The sequence below is a fragment of the Noviherbaspirillum galbum genome, from assembly GCF_010974945.1.
Lineage (GTDB): Bacteria > Pseudomonadota > Gammaproteobacteria > Burkholderiales > Burkholderiaceae_D > Noviherbaspirillum > Noviherbaspirillum galbum.
Map to the genome: position 1 here is coordinate 179033 of NZ_JAAIVB010000078.1, position 15641 is coordinate 194673.

At 62.5% G+C, this 15641-nt stretch carries 14 protein-coding genes; 10 read left to right on the forward strand and 4 right to left on the reverse strand.

Annotated features, from left to right (window positions below; translation table 11 throughout):
- Nucleotides 1–41: 41 nt before the first annotated feature.
- Together G3574_RS23445 and asnB are read left to right on the forward strand one after the other, a co-directional pair.
- The gene (locus G3574_RS23445) at nt 42–1127 is read left to right on the forward strand and encodes a DegT/DnrJ/EryC1/StrS family aminotransferase (protein ID WP_163968157.1); all 1086 of its coding nucleotides are present in this window, start codon (nt 42–44) and stop codon (nt 1125–1127) included.
- A gap of 52 nt (nt 1128–1179) precedes the next feature.
- Nucleotides 1180–3192, forward strand: a complete 2013-nt coding sequence (gene asnB / locus G3574_RS23450; protein WP_163967966.1) for an asparagine synthase (glutamine-hydrolyzing) — start codon at nt 1180–1182, stop codon at nt 3190–3192.
- A gap of 86 nt (nt 3193–3278) precedes the next feature.
- Here asnB and G3574_RS23455 read toward each other — a convergent pair whose 3' ends face one another.
- The 3 genes from G3574_RS23455 to G3574_RS23465 all read right to left on the reverse strand — a co-directional run bounded on the left by G3574_RS23455 (nt 3279) and on the right by G3574_RS23465 (nt 5673).
- Nucleotides 3279–3737 (reverse strand): cache domain-containing protein, encoded by a 459-nt coding sequence (locus G3574_RS23455; protein ID WP_163967967.1) that lies wholly within the window; start codon nt 3735–3737, stop codon nt 3279–3281.
- A 136-nt stretch (nt 3738–3873) separates the two neighbouring features.
- Nucleotides 3874–5007 carry an ABC transporter substrate-binding protein gene (locus tag G3574_RS23460; protein WP_163967968.1) on the reverse strand — a complete coding sequence of 378 codons (1134 nt, stop codon included), beginning with the start codon at nt 5005–5007 and terminating at the stop codon, nt 3874–3876.
- Between the two features lie 348 nt (nt 5008–5355).
- On the reverse strand, nt 5356–5673 hold the full coding sequence (locus G3574_RS23465; protein WP_163967969.1) for a hypothetical protein: 318 nt from the start codon (nt 5671–5673) through the stop codon (nt 5356–5358).
- Between the two features lie 663 nt (nt 5674–6336).
- On the opposite strand from G3574_RS23465, the gene G3574_RS23470 reads away from it, so the two are divergent.
- From G3574_RS23470 to G3574_RS23500, 7 genes are all read left to right on the forward strand, one after another.
- Nucleotides 6337–7101, forward strand: coding sequence for a C39 family peptidase (locus tag G3574_RS23470; protein WP_163967970.1), 765 nt, complete (start codon nt 6337–6339; stop codon nt 7099–7101).
- A gap of 94 nt (nt 7102–7195) precedes the next feature.
- Nucleotides 7196–8215, forward strand: coding sequence for a transporter (locus G3574_RS23475; RefSeq protein ID WP_163967971.1), 1020 nt, complete (start codon nt 7196–7198; stop codon nt 8213–8215).
- Nucleotides 8216–8227: 12 nt separating this feature from the next.
- Complete coding sequence (locus G3574_RS23480; RefSeq protein ID WP_163967972.1) at nt 8228–9877, forward strand: OmpP1/FadL family transporter; 1650 nt, start codon at nt 8228–8230, stop codon at nt 9875–9877.
- A gap of 13 nt (nt 9878–9890) precedes the next feature.
- A complete protein-coding gene (locus G3574_RS23485) occupies nt 9891–10421 on the forward strand; it encodes a DUF2059 domain-containing protein (RefSeq protein WP_163967973.1) in 531 nt (176 codons plus the stop codon).
- Nucleotides 10422–10484: 63 nt separating this feature from the next.
- On the forward strand, nt 10485–11588 hold the full coding sequence (locus G3574_RS23490) for an AraC family transcriptional regulator (protein WP_163967974.1): 1104 nt from the start codon (nt 10485–10487) through the stop codon (nt 11586–11588).
- 46 nt (nt 11589–11634) lie between these two features.
- Nucleotides 11635–12282, forward strand: a complete 648-nt coding sequence (locus tag G3574_RS23495) for a phosphatase PAP2 family protein (RefSeq protein WP_163967975.1) — start codon at nt 11635–11637, stop codon at nt 12280–12282.
- Nucleotides 12283–12316: 34 nt separating this feature from the next.
- Entirely contained in the window at nt 12317–12937 is a 621-nt protein-coding gene (locus G3574_RS23500) for an SRPBCC family protein (protein WP_163967976.1), read from the forward strand.
- Nucleotides 12938–12991: 54 nt separating this feature from the next.
- Here G3574_RS23500 and G3574_RS23505 read toward each other — a convergent pair whose 3' ends face one another.
- On the reverse strand, nt 12992–13402 hold the full coding sequence (locus tag G3574_RS23505) for a hypothetical protein (protein ID WP_163967977.1): 411 nt from the start codon (nt 13400–13402) through the stop codon (nt 12992–12994).
- A 177-nt stretch (nt 13403–13579) separates the two neighbouring features.
- Between G3574_RS23505 and ftsH the strand changes: the two genes are divergently transcribed.
- Entirely contained in the window at nt 13580–15613 is a 2034-nt protein-coding gene (ftsH, locus tag G3574_RS23510) for an ATP-dependent zinc metalloprotease FtsH (protein WP_205609893.1), read from the forward strand.
- Nucleotides 15614–15641 lie beyond the last annotated feature (28 nt).

The following is a 15641-nucleotide window of genomic DNA, read 5'->3' on the forward strand; positions in this document are numbered from 1 at the left end:
CTTTCGGCGACCGTTCCGCTTCGTCGGAAAGCCGGGGCAAGATCGAGTTCACCGACCTGAAGATGCAGTACCGCCTGATGAAGGCAGAGATCGACCGCCGGATCCACGCGGTACTGGACCACGGCGCATACATACTCGGTCCCGAGGTGGAGGAGCTGGAGGGACGGTTGGCGGCGTACACCGGCGCCCGCCACTGCATCACGGTCGCGTCGGGCACCGAGGCGCTGCTGATCTCCCTGATGGCCGCCGGCATCCGGGCGGGCGACGAGGTGATCACCACGCCGTTTTCCTTCATCGCGACCGCCGAGGTCATCGTCCTGCTGGGCGCCAAGCCGGTCTATGCCGACGTGGAAATCGATACTTGCAACATCGACGTTTCCCGCATCGAAGCCAAGGTGACGTCGAAGACGCGCGCCATCATCCCGGTCTCGCTCTATGGCCAGCCGTCGGACATGGACGAAATCAACGCGATCGCCGAGCGCCATGGCCTGGTGGTGATCGAGGATGCCGCGCAAAGCTTCGGCGCGTCCTACAAGGGGCGGCGCAGCTGCAACCTGTCGCACGTCGGCTGCACCAGCTTCTTCCCCAGCAAGCCGCTCGGCTGCTACGGCGATGGCGGCGCCATCTTCACCAGCGACGACGCGCTCGCTGCCGCGATGCGCGAAATCCGGGTGCACGGGCAGTCGAGGCGCTACGTGCATACCCGCGTCGGCGTCGGCGGCCGCATGGATACCCTGCAGTGCGCCATCGTGCTGGCCAAGCTGGAGCATTTCGAATGGGAGGTCGAGCAGCGCGTGCGGATAGGCGCGAGATACGGCGCCTTGTTCAAGGGTCACATCGAAACGGTGGCGGTGCGGCCGGACCGCTCCAGCGTGCATGCGCAGTACACCATCATGGTCGAGCAGCGCGACAAGGTCGCGCTGGCCCTGGCGAACCTGCAGATACCCACCGCGGTGCATTATCCGACGCCCATCCCGCTCCAGCCAGCCTATGCCGACGGTTACCTGCCGGAAGATTTTCCGGTGTCTTCCCGGCTTTCCCGGCGCGTGCTGAGCCTGCCGATGGGACCCTACATGTATGACGACACGGTGTCACGCATCGTGGATGCGGTGGTTGCTTCCCTATGAAAAAACGCGGCAGGAATCCCGGCGCGAGTCCGGGGAAAAGGGTGGTGGGGACATGTGCGGCATAGCCGGCATCTTTTCCCGCGATCCCATGTCGCCAGCGTCCGTGCAGGCGATGACCAGCCTGCTCAGGCACCGCGGACCCGACGACGAAGGTTATGTTCTCTTCGGCAGCCGCGACAAGCCGCTGCTGGTCTGCTCAGGCGCCGATACCTTGCCCCAGGCGATCGGCGATGCCGGCCTGCCCTATGCGCCAAGGCATCGCCTGGACGATTGCACCGGCATCCCGGTTTCCCTGGCGCTCGGCCATCGGCGGCTGGCCATCGTCGACCTGAGCGCGATGGGACACCAGCCCATGTGCACGCCGGACCAGCGCTATTGGATCGTGCACAACGGCGAGATCTACAACCACATCGAGCTGCGCCGCGAGCTTGAAGCCTGCGGACACCGCTTCTTCTCCCACTCCGACACGGAAGTCATCCTGGCGGCCTATGCGGAATGGGGGCCGCAATGCCTTTCCCGCTTCGACGGCATGTGGGCGTTCGCCATCTACGACGTCGTCGACCAGGAACTGTTCCTCGCCCGGGACCGCTTCGGCATCAAGCCCTTGTACTACTGGGTCTCGCCTTGCGGCACCTTCTGCTTCGCATCGGAAATCAAGGCATTCACCGCCTTTCCCGGCTGGAGCGCTTCGCTCGACCACCAGGCGGCCTACGATTATCTCGCCTGGGGACTCAACGACCAGGCGGAAGCCACCATGTTCGCCAAGGTGAAGCAACTGGAAGCCGGGCATTACATGCGCCTGAACAAGGCCGGTCTGGCCAGGGCGCAGGAACGGTTGCCCACCGTCGGCTGGTACAAGCTCGAGGGCCGGCCTTTCAGCGGCAGCCGCGCGGATGCCGCCGTGGCCTTCCGCGAGCATTTCATCGATGCGGTGCGGCTGCACCTGCGGGCCGACGTGCCCGTCGGTTCCTGCCTGTCGGGCGGACTGGACTCGTCTTCCATCGTCTGCGTCATGAACCGGCTGCTGGCGGAAGAGCCGGCGGGAGCCATGCAGCAAAGCTTCTCCGCCTGCGCCGAGGAAGGCCGCTATGACGAGCGGAAATGGATCGCCGAAGTGGTAAGGCATACCGGCGTGCAGTCCCATCTCGTGTTTCCGATGTTCGACAAGCTGTTCTTCGAGCTGCCCCTGCTGACGTGGCAGCAGGACGAACCCTTCGGTTCAACCAGCGTCTATGCGCAGTGGATGGTGTTCCAGCTCGCGGCCCGACACCATGTCAAGGTCATGCTGGACGGGCAGGGCGCCGACGAAATGCTGGCCGGCTACCACGCGTTCTTCGGCGCGCGCTTCGCTTCCCTGTTGCGCGCAGGCAAGCTGCGCGAATTGTGGAAGGAAGTCAGGCAGACCAAGTCCGCCCATGGCTACTCCGAGCTGGAAGCATCGATGCAGATGGCGAACGTCCTGCTTCCCGACGTGCTGCGGCAACCGCTGCGCGCCATCACCGGCCGCGATTCCATCAAGCCGTCCTGGCTGGACTTTCGCGTGCTGGAAGCCGAGACCTCCGACCCGGGACGGCGATTCGGCCATGACATGCGCAGCGTCGGTTCGCTGTCGCGCGCCCAGCTCACCCATAACAACCTGCAGCGCTTGCTGCACTGGGAAGACCGCAACTCGATGGCGCATTCGATCGAGTCGCGCGTTCCCTTCCTCGACCACCGGCTGGTGGAATTTTCGCTCGGTCTGCCGGATGAATTCAAGCTGTCGGACGGCGTGACCAAGCGGGTGTTGCGCTCAGGCATGAGTGGTTTCCTGCCGGACGCCGTCCGCGACCGCCCCGACAAGATGGGCTTCGAAACGCCGGAGGAAATCTGGATCCGCAAGAAAGCCCCCGATACTTTCCGCCGGAAAATGCGCCAAGCCATCCAGGCCAGCGCCGGCATCTTCAGCGCGGATGGCATGCGCCTGCTCGAGGACGTGGTCAGCGGGAAACGGCCCTTCAATTTCGCGCCTTGGCGCATCATCAACTTCGCGGAGTGGCTGGAAGTGTTCTCGGTCAAGGTGCGTTGACGCTGCGTGCCGCAGGGCGTCAAATAAGGTTTCATTGAAAAATGAATGCACCGGGAAACTCCCGCCACATTCATTAGTCGCAATCGTCAATCCTTGTACACGCCACAATTGACAATTAAGTCGCCGGCGCGCTCAAAGTACATTGCCTTTTTCTCCATCTTCCCATCGCTCGGGTTGACGAATTTGTAATCCTGCCAGCCGCTTTTCTGTTTCTTCACCATGTCAAGCCGCTCGCGCATAAAGTATTTGCCGTCCGGATCTCGAAGGTCATAGAGGTTTTTTCCTTGCATCTTCGCGTTTGCCCCATGTGCCAGCGTATTTGCATGCATGTCATTAATCGTGACATAGAGGTCTCCTTTTCTGAACTGGCCGTTCACATTATTGACTTCAGCGATAGTCTTTTCCTTGCCGTTCGCCTTCATGTACTCAATTACCTTGTGAACCAGTTCCACCGCCTGGTCCGGCGTCGCCCGGTCAGCCGCGTTGGCGATGGTTGATAAACCAAGAATTGCAGCGGTGAGTATCAACTTTTGCAGTACCTTCATCTCTCCTCCTTTAGGTCTTATAAGAACAAGGACTTGCTTCCGCAACGTGCAGAAAACATAATCCTCTTGTTCATCATAATTCATTTGATTTAATTAATTTCTCTGCAGTTGCTCGTTTGCGACATCGAGTAATGAGTCAGTGAATGAATTTTCTTTCTTTGTTCAGGATTGTGAGCTCGACATAGTTGCTACCGAAATGCCGCGCCTCACCGTAGTCGACTGTCATGCCGCCCATATCAACATTGCGCATCGATTCCAGCCCACGAATGAGGGACTTGCGCGTCGGATTGCTCCCGGCACGCCGCAGCCCTTCGACCAGCACTTTGGCTGCGACGAAGCCTTCCATCGCCGCATACGATTGCGTCAGATTATGTGCCTTGGACGCGATCGAGAACTCTTTCCCCAGTTTGCTTACAAGGAGCGAAGGGGGCGGCGTGACCTGGGAGACGATCACACCTGCGCCATCAGCCCCGACGAGATCTAGAAACGCTTGCGAGGAATTATTCGACAGCACCATCACTTGCATCGCCATGCCGCGCAGACGAAACTGCTTGATGAACGCCGCCGCCGTTGGCGCGGCCGCAGCGATGATGACCGCTTGCGGAGGGCGCGATCGCAGCGCTGCAATCGTCTCTTCGATGTTTGGCGCTTCGCGGTTGAAGCGAACCGACTGCAAGACGTCCAGCTTGCGTCGCTTCATTTCGCGAACATAGCCTTCCAAAGCGTCCGAGCCGAAGGCATCATCGACATGCAACAGGCTGATGCGGCTTAAGCCCACGGTCGCAAATTGTTCCACGCCCATTTCGACTTCCTTCTGATACTTGGCGCGCACGTTGAAGACAAACTGATTAAACGTATCGGCCAGCGTCGCTGCGCCTGTGCTTGGTGCGATCAGCGGTACCTGGTGTTGTTCGATTAACGGAAGCACTGCATTTGTCTGCGGCGTTCCTCGCGTCAGAAACATTGCAAGCACTTTGTCCCGCGTGATCAGAATTTCGGTGTTCAAGGCAGCCGCCTTAGGATCGAACCTGTCGTCGAGCGAACGCAATTCGATTCTGCGGCCGTGGACTCCCCCCTGCTGGTTGACCATCGCGAAATATGCCCGCGCGCCATTGGTCATTTCCGTAACGGGGCCTTGCACCTGTCCGGTAAATCCGGCGGTTTGGCCGATGATAATTTTGTCTTCGCCAGAGGCAAGTTCTGCCAGCGCGGTCGAAGTGAATACCACACCGGCAGCGCCAAGCACAGCCGCAAGAATTTTGAATTGCATTTTGTCTCCCTCCTTATTGTTCGATCGTTGACCGCTTTGCACGAGCGGCTAATGCAATCGGCATGCCAGTCGACGGTCCCCGTCAGGCGCGATTCCAATAAGAGACGTGATCTGATGACGCACTTCGGTGTGCGAAAATCCGGAGACTGGACTGAGGGAGGATACGGAAAGTCGGAGATAGAACGCCCAAGTTTGGCATGTCCTTCCATCAGCGATGGAGTTTCAGTGGTTTGAGAGTGCAAGTCATCTGGACACCAGGCAGGCCTAGCAGGATTTTCTGCAAAAACAGGCGAGAGCAAAAATAAAAAGCCGCGCATCTGCGCGGCTTTTACTTAGTGCGGCTTTTACTTATTCGCCCCAGTTCGAATACTTTTCGCAAGTCTTGTTGGTTTTCTTGCCTGCGGCGGATTCAGAAAACTTCGCTAGATTGCCCTTGAAGTCATCCGGCGTCTCATTCCACATGCATTCGCAGAATGCCACTGCCTTGGATTGGCCGGGGATCGGACTTTTTTCATCTCCGCCCTCATAGTTCTTCTTCGAGTAAGCGAGGCACTGCTTGAATTGCGGGTCGTTCGGAGGAACGTCGTTGTAGTCACCAGCAGCCGATGCTGATTGAATAGAACCAATCACAAACAGCGAAGCGATGACAAAAAGAATCTTATTCATGTACCTTACCCCCCATAGGAATTATTGGAATATGGTGCCTAAGTATCGAGCAGCCATTTCCGTAAAGTAACACAAGTCTTGTTTTGCAAATATCAATTTTGAGTTTTTTAGCTTTGCGTGGCACGAAATCATCGAGCTACTTTATCGGATTAATGCTAGGCTGGACTTGTCCGCTTTTGGCTTGAAGCTGCCTGTTGGTAATTCTTCCCAAATCTCTGCTCGTCTACCGGATCGTGCCAGTCGCCGCGCCATGTTGGAAGGCGGCAATGCCGCGCGTGCGATCCTTGCCTATAGCTTGCAAGTCACAAGCAATCTGTCGGACACATCCGGATGATCTTCCTGTGGCCACGCCCTTTGCCAAATTAGTTTTTATTGGTCGATAAGCTTTCCGACAGGCACCTAAACATCCTGTTTTCATTCCACACGGAATGGAAATTCCCCTCGTCATGCAACCGCTTGGCAATCAATTCATTTCTCTTTGATTCGTCGCAAGCGCTCATCCTCCGATCGGATGAGTCCCCAATGGCAATTTGACCATTACATTAAACGTACGCAGCAGTTAAAAATAAAAGAACATCAATAGCGCGGCGCAGGGTGCCGGAAACGGCGAGACGCAACGCGCAACGACGATGAATGGAGACGAAACATGAAGGGGAAGATCCTATGGTCATGATTCTACTTGGCGTCGTGGCCGCCGCCATATCCGGCTCGGCCGCGGTCTCGATACATGAGCCCGCCGACCAGCCCAAGGGCCAGTTCCAGATCCCGCAGACGCTGACCGGCGCGGGCTACGGCACGCAGGCGGTGACGATGGAGCCCTTCTCCGAACTGAAGTACAAGAACATCGTGCGCCAGGCATTCGACTACAGCTGCGGTTCAGCGGCGCTGGTCACGATCCTCAACCACTACATCGGCCTGCCGGTCACCGAGCAGCAGGCGATGGAAGGCATGCTGGAACGCGGCGAAAAGGAAAAGATCATCGAGCGCCGCGGCTTCTCGCTGCTCGACATGAAGCGCTATCTCGCTTCGGTCAACGTCGAAAGCGGCGGCTTCCGCGCGGAGGTCAAGGACCTCCTCTCGCTCAAGCATCCCGCCATCGTGCCGATCGACTATGCCGGCTTCAAGCACTTCGTGGTGTTGCGCGGCATCCGCGACGACCTCGTCTACATCGCCGATCCCTCTGCCGGCAACATCGTCTTTTCGCTGAGGGAGTTCACTTCGCTCTGGGACCGCAACACGCTGTTCCTCCTGTATCCACGCAAAGACCAGCCCGCGCTGGCGCACCTCGCCCTGACCGACCAGGAACTGGGCGTGTTCGACATGGACCGGGTCAAGGACCGGGCCAACTTCCAGCCCATGGGTACGGCCTACATGCTGGAACGCGCCATGAACTCCGGCGTTACCGGGACGTACCTGCACCGGCAATAACACGGCCGGCCGGATTCAGTTTCCTCTTACTTAGGCGCCGGGCGGGCCCGTCCTGCCAGCGCCGCCCCATTTCAACATCGACAAGGGAGATGTCATGATCGTTCGTCCATTGCTTGGACTGGCCGCGCTCGTTCTGCTTGCGCCGGCATTCGCACAACAAGCCAATCCATCGGCGACGGGAGAGGGCAGCAGCAGCACCGCCGCCGCGCGCGACGCCTTGAAGCAGCAGGCCGGCGACACCGACCAGACCACGCTGCTCAAGCAGACGCTCACCGCGGTCGACAAACAGTACTCGATGATCCGCCGCGGCAAGGTGGCGGCCACCTACGACCTGAGCTACAGCTACATCGGCCAGGAAAAGATCAATGCCGACATCTCCTCCGGTCAGCTCACGCTGTTCAACATCGAGAACGACAGCTCGCACACCATCGTCAATACCTTGTCGGTGGACTACGGCCTGCAGGACAACCTCACCGGCAGCGTCAGCATTCCCGTCATCAGCCGCTATTCGCAGAACGACAATTTCGACGGCCTCTCGCATTCGCTCGGCGACATCGGCCTGAGCGCGCGCTGGCAGCCCATCGAAACCCAGCGCGGCAGGCCCTCGTTCAACCTGAGCGGCGGCATGCGCCTGCCAACCGGGCGCAGTCCCTTCAAGGTGGATGCGAACCGTGGCCTTGCCACCGGATCGGGCGTCACGACCTTGAACGGCGGCGTGAATTTCAATCACATCGTCGACCCGGTCGCGCTCTTCGGCTCCATCAACCTCGGCTACAGTCTGCCCGCCAGGCACCTGTCGCAAATTCGCAATGGCCGCACCCTGACCCGCGTCGATCCGGGCGCCAGCCTCGGCTTCGGTTTCGGATTCGCCTATGCCCTGTCGTACAACATCTCGACCTCGTTCTCGCTCCAGGAAACGATCTCCGCCGGCTCCAAGCTGTACTTCGCCGACGGCAGCACTTCCAGGACGCGGGTGCAGACCGCGGGCGTGCTGAATTTCGGCCTGGGTTACCGCATCTCGCCCAAGACCACCATCAACATCACCGCCGGCATCGGCCTGACCGACGACGTGCCCAATTTCACGCTCGGCATCAGCATGCCCTTGAACTTCTAAGCGACCAACGCCATGACCCACCGATCGACAACGCGCCCACGCGGGCGCGGATGGCCCGCTGTTGCCGTCGCCATTGACTTCGTTGTTGCCGTGGCCGGGGCCGCCGCACCGTCCGCGCATGCCGCGCTGACGGAAAACCTCGCCACCAGCGCCACCGCCATGTCGCTCGGCAATGCGGTGACCGCCGATCCGCCCGGCGTGGAATCGATTCATTTCAACCCCGCCGGCCTGGCTAGGCTCAAGGGCGAGCAGGTCACGCTGACCAACTTCGGCGCCTCGATCCGCACCAGCGCCAACTTCCACCAGCCCGCCGACTTCGACATCGGCGGCTGGAAGGACGATCCGCTCAACGGCACGCATACCGGGCCGACCCGGCAGGGAATTTACATCCCTGGCATCGGCATGCCGCATTTCCGCCTGCCGCTGGCCGTCGTTCCCGGACTGGGCATCTCCTTCAACCAGCCTGGCTCGCCCTTCACCTTCGGCACCATGTCCTACCTGACGCAGGCCATGAGCACCGACCATGCCAAGGATCCGAACGATCCCGCCCGCTTCGACGGCAGGCTGGTGCACCTGCAGCGCCTGGTGTACCTCTCGCCGGCGATCGGCTACAAGGTCTCGGACACGCTGTCGGTCGGCATGTCGGTGCCGATCGCGCATGCCTCGTTCGTGTTCAACACCGACATGCGCCTGCCCAATACCCTGATCGGCATCACAGGGCAGGTGCAGAAGGGCTGGTGTCCGGACGACGGCGGCAACGTGCTCGACACGCTGGGCCCGGGCCTGTGCGGCGGCGGCAAGGAAGGCAGGCTCGATCCCTTCAAGAAGGTCGCCAACCTCAACATCGACATGACCGCGCCGGTGGACCCCACCATCAACCTCGGCGTGCTCTGGGAACCCAATGAAAGCTTCGGGCTCGGCGTGACCTACCAGAGCGGCTCCAAGACCACCTACAGCGGGCGCTTCGAGATCAATACCGATCCGATGGTGCGGCGTTTCATCGAAGGCCTCTACAGCAGCCTGCAAGGTCCCATGATCGCCGGCACGCTCGGCCTGCCGCAGGGCATTCCCGCCTACCAGGCGGGCAACATGACGGCCACCATTCCCTTCCCCTCGCACTGGCAGGTCGGCGTCAAGATCAAGCCGACCAAGCGGCTGCAATTCAATGTCGATGCCAACTACACCGACTGGGGAAGCTGGGATGCGCTGACCTTCAAGTTCGACCAGAGCGTGAAGCTTCTTGAAATGGCGCGCATGTTCGGCATCCCCGATTCCACGCAGCTCAAGATCCCGCGCGGCTACCGCAGCGTGCTGCACTGGGGATTCGGCATGCAGGCGCAGGTCAGCAACAAGCTGACGCTGCGCATGGGTTACGAGCCGCGCAAGAGTTCCGTCCCCGGCGACAAGATCGATCTGGTCGCGCCGCTGCCGGACGCCAAGGTCTACAGCGTCGGCTTCAACTACAAGATCAGCCGCGACACCGAACTTAACGTCGGCGCCAGCTACATGAAGGGCGACTTCAGCGTGCCCGCGCGCGGCAGCTGCAACATCAATTGCGACAACCTTCTCAACATCATCTACAACCCTTATGCCGGGCTGGACGTTTCGGGCGGGATCCGCGTCCGCTACCTCGGCATGAGCTACACCAAGCACTTCGACTAACAAGGAGAAAGTCATGCTCAGACCCGTGATTGCTGCCATTGCACTGACCGTTGCCGGCGCCGCGCTGGCGGACGCCCCGCAATCCAAGCAGGACCTCGTCAACCGCGTCATGGAACTCTGGCGCATGGATGCCGTCGGGCAGGCCATGCTGCAGGAGCCGGTCGCCGAAGCGGTGCAGCAGGCGAGGGCGGTCCTGCAGGGACGCGCACCCGCCGACCGCCGCGATGCCGCCATGCGCGACATTGCCGAGGACGCGAAGCGCTTTCTCCAGGAGACCACGCCCATTGTCACCAAGAGCACCGAGAAGCTCGGGCCCGCGACGCTGTCGCCGCTGCTGGCCGAGCGCTTCTCCGAGGATGAGCTGCGTCAGATCATCGCCATCCTCGAATCGCCGGTAAAGACCAAGTTCGAGGCGCTGGTGCCGGAGATGCGCAAGTCGCTCGGCGAAAAGGTCGCCGCCGACACGCGGGAAGCCATCGATCCCAAGCTGAAGGACCTGACCCAGCGCATCGGCGTGCGGCTGCGCACGGCGGTAATGCCCTGAACTCTGGCGGCTTGACGGCGAATCCGCGCCTGCCCGCAACACCATTTTGAACGTGAGGACAACATGACCTATTCGTCAGCAATTGATCTCGTACGCGGCATCAAGTCGAGGCTGGCCATCAGCGGTCTCGATGTCGACGGCCTCTTTGCCCGGACCGGCCTGCGCGAAAGCGAATGCCTGGACGATGATGCCTTCACCCTGTCGGACAAGCTAAGCCACATGTGGGAGCTCGCGACGCAGCTGACCGGAGACGCGCAGATCGGCCTGCGGATCGCGCTCCCCCAGCCGCTCGACCGCTCCGGCCTGATGGGCCACATCATGCGCGCTTCGCCCGACGTGCGCACCGCGATAGAGAACCTGGTGCGTTACACGCCGCTCGTCTCGCCCAGCGTCAACAGCACCATCGAACACCTGCCCTCTCGGGTGCGCGTGACGCTGCAGCTGCCCGGCGGACAGAGGAAGGTGCCGCAGCAGCACTACGACTTCGTGTGGTGCCTGGTGCTTCGCACGCTGCAGTCCGCCGCCGGCCGGGACGACGTCTGGCCGACGCTGGTCACCTACGCGTTTCCGCCGCCGGCCGAGCCCTCCGCCTACGCGCAGGCATTCGGCTGCGAGGTGCAGTTCAATGCTGCCAGCAACAGCATGGAGATCGACGAAGCCTCCCTGGACCTGCCCATTCCGTCTGCGAATCCCTCGGCGGCCGACTGGGCGCTGCGCATGCTTGCGGACCTGGCGCAGTCGCAGCGCGACTGGACGGTGCGCATGCTGGCGCGGATAGAAAAGTCGCAGCATCACAGCGCCACCTTCAGCGCGCGCGTGCAGCGCCTGCTGGAAGACATGCTGCCCGATGGCGAACCCTTGCGCGAGGACGTGGCGCGGCGCCTCATGACCAGCGAACGGACCTTGCAGCGGCGCCTGTTCGAGGAAGGCACCAACTTCACCCGCCTGGTGGACGATACCCGGCGCGCGCTTGCCCAGCGCCACCTCGGCAGCGGGCAGCTGTCTCTCAAGCGGCTGAGTTTCCAGCTCGGGTTTTCCGATCCCAGCGCCTTTTGCCGCGCCTGCAAGCGCTGGTTCGGTCTCTCGCCGAAACAGCTCCAGCATGTCGGCAGGCCCACGGGAACCCAGCTGCGGTCGCCGGACATGACCGAGCGCCTGGCGCGCTGACGGCCCGCCATCGTTCGCCCGTCCGACCCGTTACCAGGAGCGCACCATGCCGCCGATCACCGTCTCTCAGAACACCATCAGCCCCGGCGCCGCCAGCGGCGAGCAGCCGGACGGCCTGCCTGACCTGCCGCTTGCGCCTGCGTCCGGCGAGCGGAGCCGCTGGCGCGACGCCATGCGCCGGCTGGACGCGCGCGAGATGCGTACCGTGGAGCGTTGGCGGGCGGCCGCGGACGGCGGCGTCGTACGCCAGCTGACCGCGGGCGTCAACCTGCTCGGGAACGGCTGGATCTACCTGCCGATTGCCATTGCGCTGATGGTTTCCTCGCTGGCGCATGCATGGTGGGTGCTGGGAACGGCGCTGCTTGCCACGGCCATCGCCCACCTCCTGTATGGCCGCCTGAAACGCCGGGTGCGCCGCCTGCGGCCGTTCGAACGCAACACCGGCCTGGCGCCCATTTCCCGCGTGCTCGACCGTTATTCCTTCCCCAGCGGGCATTGCATGACGCTGACCGCCGTGCTCACGCCCATCGTGGTGTCCGCGCCCGCCTGCTGGCCGGCGGCGGCATGCGCGCTCGCCGTGCTTTCCTGGTGCCGCATCGCGGCCGCCCACCATTATCCCAGCGACGTGCTGGCCGGAGTCCTGCTCGGCGCCAGCATTGCCTATCCCCTGGCCCGCCTCATGCTGCCCGCATGACGCAAGACGAGAAATCTCCATGCGGAAAACATCCATGCGACAGCCTGCCCTGATCACATTCGCCGTCCTGTGCCTTCCTTTCCTGCTGCATAGTGTGGCGGCCCGCGCCCAGCCAGAACCCCAGTCCACCGGCAGCGACAGCGACATCGCCATCACCGATTTCAGCAAGCCATCGAGCCCGGGCCGCACCTTCGCCGCCCGAACCGTGATCAATGCGCCGGTGCAGAAGCTGTGCGGCATCCTGCTGGACTATCCCGAGTACCCCGCGTTCATGCCCAACACCGACAATGCGAGCGTGATCCAGGCCGCGGACGATTTCGCCATCGTCAACATGACGCTCAAGCTGCCCCTCGGCAAGATCAAGAAGTACCGCCTGCGGCTCGAACCGAGGAACACGCCGCAAACCTGCCACCTGTCATGGAAGCAGGTGCCCTGGGAAGACCTCAAGGCCGACGACACCATCGCGGACACGTCCGGCTACTGGCATCTCGTGCCGCATCCCGCGAATCCCGCGCGCACCGTGGTGGATTATTTCGTGTATGCCGATCCGGGCTACGTGCCGTTCGGCTTTCGCTGGATCGTCGACATCCTGAGCAAGGAAAGCTTGCCGAAGACGCTGGAATCGCTGCGCGCGAGGGCGGCGGAGTTGCCGTGATTAGTCCCCTCCAAAGCAACTCCGTCATGTCCCCTCCGCTTCAAGGAGAGGGAGTTAGTCAGCGCGACCCAAGAGATCATGCGCATCCAGGATCGCGTACACGATGTCCGGATTCGCATCCAGGCAGCGCCGCACCGCCGCCGGCACCGACTGGCGGACCTTGCGGCATAGCCCGGGCTGGTTCGCGAGCTCGATCTGCAGGCCGCGCACGGTGCGCACCTCGCGCGTTCCCGGCGCGATGCGCAGCACCACGCCGAGCTGCGCCTGCATCCGGGCAATGATCTGCTGCAGCTCCGCATAGCTGGCGATGCGCTCTATGCGCTCGACCAGCTTCTTTTCTTCCTCGCGCGTCAGGCGCAGCACCCGCAGGTCCGCCTGCGGGTCTTCCAGCAGCAGCTCGCGGCGGCACTCGCAGGCGCCCGGCGGGCATTCCTTGCGGATCGGAAAAGGGATGGCGGGCAGCATGAAGAGCGGACAGGAAATTCTTGATGGCGTCGACCGCGAAAGTATCGATGCGCGGCACACGCTTGTCAAACGCGGGAATGGCAGCCGAAACGCCGGGGCCGTCGAAAATTTGAGATGCAACAAGTTCTTTTTGGCCAGCCTCCGAAACTAATGCCGCGCCCGCACGCCGAATCAAGTATGAAGCGCGACAACGTCCCCCTGTTCTCCCGTTCCGGCGGTTCGCCGGGAAAGACGCCAACGCCGCCCGGCGGACAAGGGCAGAAGCAGATGCCGCCGCGCCGCTCCTGGCTCATCTTCATCGCCATCCTGTTCGCCAACTACCTGCTCGCGAAGACATTCTTCCCCGATGCGGATGCGCCCGTCACCGTGCCCTACACCGTGTTCAAGCAGGAAGTCGCCAAGGGCAACGTCAAATCCATCTACAGCAAGGGCGCGAGCATCGAAGGACGCTTCGCCAAGGCGGTGACCTGGCCGCCGCCCAACGACAAGCAGCCGCCGCCGGGGCCGCTGCGCGATTCGCCGAGCCGCTCGGCCGACACCTTCACCACCACGCTGCCCGCCTTCGTCGATCCGTCGCTGGAGCAGTTCCTGATCGGCAACAAGGTCGAGATCAGCGCCGTGCCCATCCAGAGCGGCAGCGCCTGGGGCACCTTTCTCTACGGCTTCGGCCCGGCGATCCTGATCATCGCCTTTTACGTCTGGCTGTACCGCCGCGCCGCGCAGCAGGGCGGCGGCGTCGGCGGGGGCATCTTCGGCATCGGCAAGAGCAAGGCCCGCCGCTACGACCAGGAGCAGGATGCCCGGGTAACCTTCAACGATGTGGCAGGAATCGACGAGGCGGAAAACGAACTCGTGGAGGTGGTGGATTTTCTGAAGGACCCGGAAAAGTATTCCCGGCTCGGCGGCGCGGCGCCGAAAGGCGTGCTGCTGGTCGGCGCGCCCGGCACCGGCAAGACCCTGCTCGCGCGCGCGGTTGCCGGCGAGGCGGGCGTTCCCTTTTTCTCGATGAGCGCATCGGAATTCGTCGAGATGATCGTCGGCGTGGGCGCGGCCCGCGTGCGCGATTTGTTCCGGCAGGCGCGGGAACAGGCGCCCGCCATCATCTTCATCGACGAACTCGATTCGATCGGGCGCGCTCGCGGCCAGGTGGCGATCGGCGGTTCGAGCGAGCAGGAACAGACCCTCAACCAGATCCTGACCGAAATGGATGGCTTTTCCAGCCGCGAAGGCATCATCGTGCTGGCGGCAACCAACCAGCCCGACGTTCTGGACAAGGCCTTGCTGCGGCCGGGACGCTTCGACCGGCGCGTGGTGGTCAACCTGCCGGACAAGAACGGTCGCGACGCCATCCTGCGCGTGCACACGCGCAAGGTGCCGCTGGCAGGCGACGTCAATCTCGCCGAACTCGCGTCATCCACGCCGGGACTGTCCGGCGCCGACCTAAGGAACCTGGTCAACGAAGCGGCCCTGCTGGCGGCGCGGCGCAACCAGACCGAGGTGCGGCACAAGGATTTCCTCGACGCCCTGGAAAAGATCGTTCTCGGACCGGAGCGTCCCATCCTGCTCAGCCAGGCCGACCGCGAACGCATTGCCTACCATGAGAGCGGCCATGCGATCCTCGGGCTGGTGGTCGCGGGCGCGGACCCGGTGCACCGCGTCACCATCGTCCCTCGCGGACAGGCGCTCGGCGTGACCTACCAGCGCCCGCAAACCGATCGTTACAACTACCCTGAGGCTTACCTGCGCGCACGCATCGTCGGCATGCTCGGTGGCCGCGTGGCGGAAGAAGTGGTCTATGGCACCCGCACCACCGGGGCGGAAAACGACATCGAGCAGGCGACCGGCCTGGCCCGCGCCATGGTCACGCGCTGGGGCATGAGCGACAAGCTGGGCATGGTGCAGCTTGCGCCGCGGCAGAACGCCTTCCTCGGCAACAGCTACGGCGGCGACAACCCGTTCAGCGAAGAAACCAGCCGCATGATCGACGAGGAAGTGCAGCGCATCATCCATGAAAGCCATGCCGACGCGACGCGCCTGCTGCGGCAGCACCGCGCCGAACTCGATGCGCTCGTCGCCGCCCTGCTGGAACGCGAAACCCTCGACGAGAAGGAAATCCTGCAGGTCACAGGACTGCCGCCAGCCCCGGTGCTGGAAAACCACGTCATCCCGGCGGTACCGGTCTACAGCGGCGATACGGTGCAGCAGCCCTGATGCCGCAAGCCGGCGCGGCACCCGCGCC

Coding starts and splice junctions, on each gene's coding strand:
- G3574_RS23455 (WP_163967967.1), bottom strand. CDS start 3,737: ATGAAGGTACTGCAAAAGTTGATACTCACCGCTGCAATTCTTGGTTTA.
- G3574_RS23485 (WP_163967973.1), top strand. CDS start 9,891: ATGCTCAGACCCGTGATTGCTGCCATTGCACTGACCGTTGCCGGCGCC.
- G3574_RS23480 (WP_163967972.1), top strand. CDS start 8,228: ATGACCCACCGATCGACAACGCGCCCACGCGGGCGCGGATGGCCCGCT.
- G3574_RS23500 (WP_163967976.1), top strand. CDS start 12,317: ATGCGACAGCCTGCCCTGATCACATTCGCCGTCCTGTGCCTTCCTTTC.
- G3574_RS23470 (WP_163967970.1), top strand. CDS start 6,337: ATGGTCATGATTCTACTTGGCGTCGTGGCCGCCGCCATATCCGGCTCG.
- G3574_RS23490 (WP_163967974.1), top strand. CDS start 10,485: ATGACCTATTCGTCAGCAATTGATCTCGTACGCGGCATCAAGTCGAGG.
- ftsH (WP_205609893.1), top strand. CDS start 13,580: ATGAAGCGCGACAACGTCCCCCTGTTCTCCCGTTCCGGCGGTTCGCCG.
- G3574_RS23465 (WP_163967969.1), bottom strand. CDS start 5,673: ATGAATAAGATTCTTTTTGTCATCGCTTCGCTGTTTGTGATTGGTTCT.
- asnB (WP_163967966.1), top strand. CDS start 1,180: ATGTGCGGCATAGCCGGCATCTTTTCCCGCGATCCCATGTCGCCAGCG.
- G3574_RS23475 (WP_163967971.1), top strand. CDS start 7,196: ATGATCGTTCGTCCATTGCTTGGACTGGCCGCGCTCGTTCTGCTTGCG.
- G3574_RS23495 (WP_163967975.1), top strand. CDS start 11,635: ATGCCGCCGATCACCGTCTCTCAGAACACCATCAGCCCCGGCGCCGCC.
- G3574_RS23460 (WP_163967968.1), bottom strand. CDS start 5,007: ATGCAATTCAAAATTCTTGCGGCTGTGCTTGGCGCTGCCGGTGTGGTA.
- G3574_RS23505 (WP_163967977.1), bottom strand. CDS start 13,402: ATGCTGCCCGCCATCCCTTTTCCGATCCGCAAGGAATGCCCGCCGGGC.